General features: G+C 35.8%; 6 protein-coding genes and 1 tRNA gene. All 7 read right to left on the bottom strand.

Annotated features, from left to right (window positions below; translation table 11 throughout):
- Positions 1-58: 58 nt before the first annotated feature.
- Complete coding sequence (locus tag F3G86_RS06180; RefSeq protein ID WP_002940533.1) at positions 59-721, bottom strand: response regulator transcription factor; 663 nt, start codon at positions 719-721, stop codon at positions 59-61.
- Positions 722-730: 9 nt separating this feature from the next.
- A complete protein-coding gene (locus F3G86_RS06175; protein WP_021085558.1) occupies positions 731-1,057 on the bottom strand; it encodes a hypothetical protein in 327 nt (108 codons plus the stop codon).
- Positions 1,058-1,120: 63 nt separating this feature from the next.
- Positions 1,121-2,026, bottom strand: coding sequence for an AEC family transporter (locus F3G86_RS06170; RefSeq protein ID WP_021093175.1), 906 nt, complete (start codon positions 2,024-2,026; stop codon positions 1,121-1,123).
- A gap of 94 nt (positions 2,027-2,120) precedes the next feature.
- Positions 2,121-3,881: a response regulator gene (locus tag F3G86_RS06165; RefSeq protein WP_149723325.1), complete on the bottom strand. Its 1,761-nt coding sequence runs from the start codon at positions 3,879-3,881 to the stop codon at positions 2,121-2,123.
- A 64-nt stretch (positions 3,882-3,945) separates the two neighbouring features.
- Positions 3,946-4,032 (bottom strand) — tRNA-Leu (locus tag F3G86_RS06160).
- Between the two features lie 71 nt (positions 4,033-4,103).
- Positions 4,104-4,406, bottom strand: coding sequence for an HU family DNA-binding protein (locus tag F3G86_RS06155; protein WP_012001719.1), 303 nt, complete (start codon positions 4,404-4,406; stop codon positions 4,104-4,106).
- 124 nt (positions 4,407-4,530) lie between these two features.
- A partial coding sequence (locus F3G86_RS06150) for a YaaA family protein (protein WP_149723333.1) occupies positions 4,531-5,250 on the bottom strand: 720 nt, incomplete at its 5' end.

Genomic DNA, 5,250 nt, shown 5'->3' with positions numbered 1-5,250 from the left:
AAATAGCACAGAGCTAACAAGATAGAGGGATAAAATTTTAAATAAAATTTGCGTCTTTTCAGACATAGATGTAGCCGTCTCCACGCTTGTTTAAAATGGCATCTTTGCCTAAAATTTGGCGTAAATTTTTGATATATACACGAAGGCTAAGCTCGCTTGGCTCCTCGTCAAATTTCCAAATTTTATTAAAAATTTCATCTTTGGTTAAAATTTTGCCCTTGTTTTGCAAAAATAGGGCGAGCAGGTCGCTCTCTTTGCTCGAGATATTTACATTTTCGCCGTTTTTACTTAGAGTTTTGCTCTGTGGGTGAAAGCAAAGATCATCTAAAATTTTGATATCTTCGCCGTTTTGGTGTGAGAAATTTCTTTTTATGAGAGCTTGCATGCGGATAAGTAGCTCTTTTAGCTCAAATGGCTTTTTTAGATAGTCATCGCAGCCGCTTTTGTAGCCTTTTTCAAGGTCGTCTATGGTGTTTAGCGAGGTGGTAAATATGCTAGGTGTTGTGACGCCAAGCTCACGTAGCGATGAAAGTAGGGAGAAGCCGTCGCCTTGCGGGAGTTTGACGTCTAGTATAAGTAGGTCAAAATTTCGCTCGTATGCAAGATCTAGTGCGTCTTTGGCATTGTTTGTAGTGGTGACATCGTAACCATTTTCGCCCAGATACTCGCTTATTAGATCAAGTAATGTTTCATCATCTTCAACAAGCAAAATTCTGACCATCAAGTGCCTTTACATGCCTTTTTTCATTTCGTCTTTCATGCCCATGTCGTCTTTTTTCATACCCATGTCATCTTTTTTCATTTCGTCTTTCATGCCCATGTCGTCTTTTTTCATACCCATGTCGTCTTTTTTCATTTCGTCTTTCATGCCCATGTCTTCTTTTTTAGCTTCGTGTTTTTTGACAGGATGTTTTTTAGACATATCATCTTTCATCATCTGCTCTTTCTTCATCATCTCATCTTTGCCCATCTTGTCCTTTTGCATCATTTCAGTAGCATTTGCAAGACCGCCAAACATAAACATAGCACCAAGTGCAACTAAGATTAACTTTTTCATAAAGTCTCCTTTAAATTAAATTATGTTGCAATTGTAGTCACTTAGTGTGAAATAAGTGTGAATTTACGCAAATACAAAATAGATAACTGGAAGCGTGATAAATGAAAAAAGCACGCCAATAGCAACTGATGAGATGGCTAGTGAGCTATCAAGTCCAGCTTTTATGACCATCGCACTTGCAAGAGCTGATGTTGGCATCGCACATTGAAAGAGACCAACGACCCAAGTTTTGCTCATCTGGATGCCTGAGACTTTTAATATGATGAAAAATACGATAGCTGGCAATATCATCTTACACAAAAGCACGACGCTAACGCCTTTATATGAGCTTGTGATACTGCTAAAGTTAAGACCAACGCCGATCGCAAAAAGTGCCACTGGGGTGACGCTACCTTCAAACATCCTAAGTGGCGCAAAGATAAAATCTGGAAGCGGGACTTCTTTTAAGACAAGACCCATAATGAGCGCGATAAATGGTGGAAATTTTAAAATTTTCATCGTATTTTGAAAGAGCGAGACCTTCTCAGGTGCGGCAAAAGATAGGATGAGTGGTCCAAGGATCGAAAGTGGGATACCAGTGGCTATTTGATCGTAAAAGATGACCTCATTTACCATCGCATCGCCAAAGAAGCCCTGAATGACAGGCATACCGACAAATAGTGTGTTACCAAAAAGGCTTAGCATGACCATACTGACGGTTGTTATTTTGGTAAATTTAAAAACCCTGCCTATGACAAATGCCAAAGCGGCGCTAATGGCGGTTGAGGCAAAGCCGATTAGGATCGTGTTTATAAGCGAGGCATCGACATTTACGTGGTAAATTTTGTCGAAAATTAGCGCAGGCATTGCAAAACAAAGGACAAAATCCACAAATGGGATCGAGTGCTTTTGCTCAACAATGCCGACTTTTTTAGCAAAAAAACCAGTTGCGATTATGAAAAATATTGCAAAAAGTGGTGTGAAATTCATAGCAGTCTCTTTTAAGTTTGGAATTTACAAAGAATTGATTATATGCCCCAAAAGATTAAATTACAATAAACTTTTTTGGATTTTACTCTTAAATTTAAACCCTAGTATCAACCTTTTTGTAAAATTTATCCCTCTCATCTATCTTTTCTTTATTTTTTAGATCGTTTTCAAGATAACTGATATTATAAATTTCTCTTACAGATATGCTTTTGCCACTATTTAGGCTGATTAAAAATTTACTCTCAAATTTATTTGATAGGTTGATGATAGCTATCGCTCCAGCATCTTTTAGGCTTGTGATCTTGCCGCTTTGCATGACGCCGATATCATTGAAATTTAGCCCATTTAGCTGCGCATTATCCATCTTTTTTGCATCTAAATTTACGCTAGTTTTTAGCTCGCTTGGCGTATTTAGCTTGCCAGTGTCATTGTAAAGCTCATTTACGTCTAGCTCTCTGCCGCTATCAAATTTTAGTCTTATCGTGCCATCTTGATTTAGTTTCATAGCTATAACACTATCGCTATCTCGCAGTGCAGTTGCAGCTGTGGTTTCATTTATAGTAAAAGCCTTTTTTACCTTTTTTAGATTTGAGATGCTAAAATCAAGCCCAGTTGCTTGCTTAAATTCATTTTCCATTGCGATCATTTTGGCGGATTTTGTATCTTCAAGCTTTGATATGTAAGCGTCCGCGTTTTCGTCAAATTTCTTTAAATTTGCGCTAAGATTTTCTACCATTTTATTATGCGTATCAAGCTCAGCGTTGTAGTCACTATAAAATTTCATAAAACTATCTTTTTGAAATTTTGTATATGAGAAATTTTCATCTTTTTTGTGCTCTTTGCTTGGCTCAACAATAGGATTAAACTCGCTTAGTCTTGCAGTGTCATCAAAGCCTATTTTTGTGTAAGCGAAATTTTTAAAAGAGCTATCCTTGCCAAAGATATTATTGTGCCTTAGATCGACCCAGCCGTCATTTTGAGCATATTTTTTAAAGAAATTATTTATATCATTTTTGCCTATCTTTTCATATCTATTTTCGGCAGCAAACAAGGTATTTGGATCTGAGGCGTAGTAGGAGTGCCTGTGATCGATCTCTTTTGTATCTACGTAAAGATCAGGATCGTTTGTGATCGTCGCTTTGTGGTTTAGCTCTTCTCTTGTTATTTGATTGTGATTTACGACATTTGTGCTGATAAACTGCCTAAGATCAACTCTAGCCGTGACGTCACTTAAATTTGCTATTTTTTCATTTCCGTCTTTGTCGTATCCTCTTACTTTTAGCTTGTCAAAGAGCATATCTTTTTGATCTAGTGTGCCGTCATTATTGCTATCAAAGCTAAAAAGTGCGCTATTGTTTTCTAATTTTCCAATGCCTAGCTCGTCGTTATCTCCGTAAATATCTAAAAAGACTTCCACTTCGCCATAATTTGTCTTTAGTGTGTTTGAATAGGCGTAGTCGTTTAAATTTTTAAATTTTGTATTTTCTAAGTAGCCACTTTTTAATACAGGTAGCATGACAGCGTCATCTGTGGCGTTTATATTTTTAAAGTAGGTGTTTTTGCTAAAGCCATTAGAAGTTTCATCTGAGTAAATTTTGCTGTTGCTGTTTATTAAATTTTGCGTGTAATCTTTTAAAATTTCTTCTGCTTTTTGTATTGCTAGACGTTTGTTGTATTCTTTGATATCAGCCTCAGTTATGTAGATGGTATCTGTTTTATTTGCTTCATAAAGCTCGTTAAACTGGCTTAAATTTACTTTTGAACTATTTTGATCGCCATGATTTAAAAATCTTTTGGAGAGATTTTGCAAATCATCTAAATTTATAAAATCATACTTTTGCGGTGCAACATTCATCTAAAATCCTTTTAAAGATGTTGCAAATATATCGGCTAAATTTATAAAATGTTTAAGCTTATAATGGTGCCCGAGGTCGGACTCGAACCGACACAAGGTTGCCCTTATCAGATTTTGAGTCTGACGCGTCTACCAGTTTCACCACTCGGGCTAAGTTAAGATTGAGTTTTTAGATTTGTGAGAAGAAAGAAAAAGGGGAGACTTGCTCCCCGAAAAAGAAAATTATTTCTTTTTGCCTTTTTTAGCAGCACCAGCAGCAACTGCTTCTTTAAGTTTTTTGCCAACTTTGAATTTGACTGCTTTGCTAGCAGGAACGTCGATTACTTTCTTAGTTCCAGGAACTCTAGCTTTCCTTGCAGCTCTGTCAGCAGTACCGAAAGTACCAAAGCCTATAAAGCTAATTGTATCGCCTTTTTCAAGAACCGCTTGGATTGTCTCCAAAGTAGCATCAACAACTTTTAGAGTATCTTTTTTTGAAAGACCAGCCTTGTCGGCAACCGCTTGAATAAATTCAGCTTTTTTCATGAACCATCCTTTTAAGAAGTTATGCGGCAATTCTACACTCTTTTAAAAAAAAATACAATACTTTTTCCCTAAATTTAGCTCTTTTTTTGCATTTTTTTAGTAAAAAAGACCAAAATTTGAACTTTCACTCACAAATTTCAAACGTAAGCTCGTTTTTTAGCCCTATCTTTTTCATATCTACAAGCTTTAAATTTTCAAAATTTAGAGCCATTAGCTCATCTTTATTTGCCACTTTAGCATTTGCGATCTGGCGCAAAACCTCACCTCTATAAGCTTTTGCATGATGGCTTAGTATCTTTTTGTTTTTCAAGAAACAAAATGTCGTAAATTCTTTTTTTACTACATAAAATTTCTCATAAAATTTAGCTCTAAGATCTAAAATTTCATCATTTTCTAAAAAGCTATCGACTGCCTTGCTAAAATTTTGCTCATAAAATTTACAAATATCAAAGCCAGCTAACTTTTCGCCTTGCTTTAGTTTGTACTCAGCTATCTCATTTTTTGCTAAAATTGGCCCAAATAAATTTGAAAATATCAAAACATTATTATCTATATATTTTTGAGCATCGTCGCTTAGTCCGCGGTAGTTTAGGTGCTTATAGGCAACGCCGTCATATCTTAAGATAGCTTTTATACTGCCTTTTTTAGATGGACTTTCTCGCAGTTGCTCGCTATCTTCAAGCTCTTTTAGTCCAAAAAGTTTTTTTATCTCGTCTAAATTTGCACTTTTTAAAAACTCATCATATCTTTTTAAAATTTCAGCCCTTTGGCTAAAAAGCTCAGAAAATATCAAATTTTTACCATCAAATTTATCATTTGTATTTAGAGAAATTTTGCTTTCGCT

Source organism: Campylobacter concisus (assembly GCF_902460595.1).
Classification (GTDB): domain Bacteria; phylum Campylobacterota; class Campylobacteria; order Campylobacterales; family Campylobacteraceae; genus Campylobacter_A; species Campylobacter_A concisus_BL.
The sequence above is the reverse complement of the archived record's forward strand: the minus strand, read 5'-3'. Positions and strand labels throughout refer to the sequence as shown.

Coding starts and splice junctions, on each gene's coding strand:
- F3G86_RS06175 (WP_021085558.1), bottom strand. CDS start 1,057: ATGAAAAAGTTAATCTTAGTTGCACTTGGTGCTATGTTTATGTTTGGC.
- F3G86_RS06170 (WP_021093175.1), bottom strand. CDS start 2,026: ATGAATTTCACACCACTTTTTGCAATATTTTTCATAATCGCAACTGGT.
- F3G86_RS06165 (WP_149723325.1), bottom strand. CDS start 3,881: ATGAATGTTGCACCGCAAAAGTATGATTTTATAAATTTAGATGATTTG.
- F3G86_RS06155 (WP_012001719.1), bottom strand. CDS start 4,406: ATGAAAAAAGCTGAATTTATTCAAGCGGTTGCCGACAAGGCTGGTCTT.
- F3G86_RS06180 (WP_002940533.1), bottom strand. CDS start 721: ATGGTCAGAATTTTGCTTGTTGAAGATGATGAAACATTACTTGATCTA.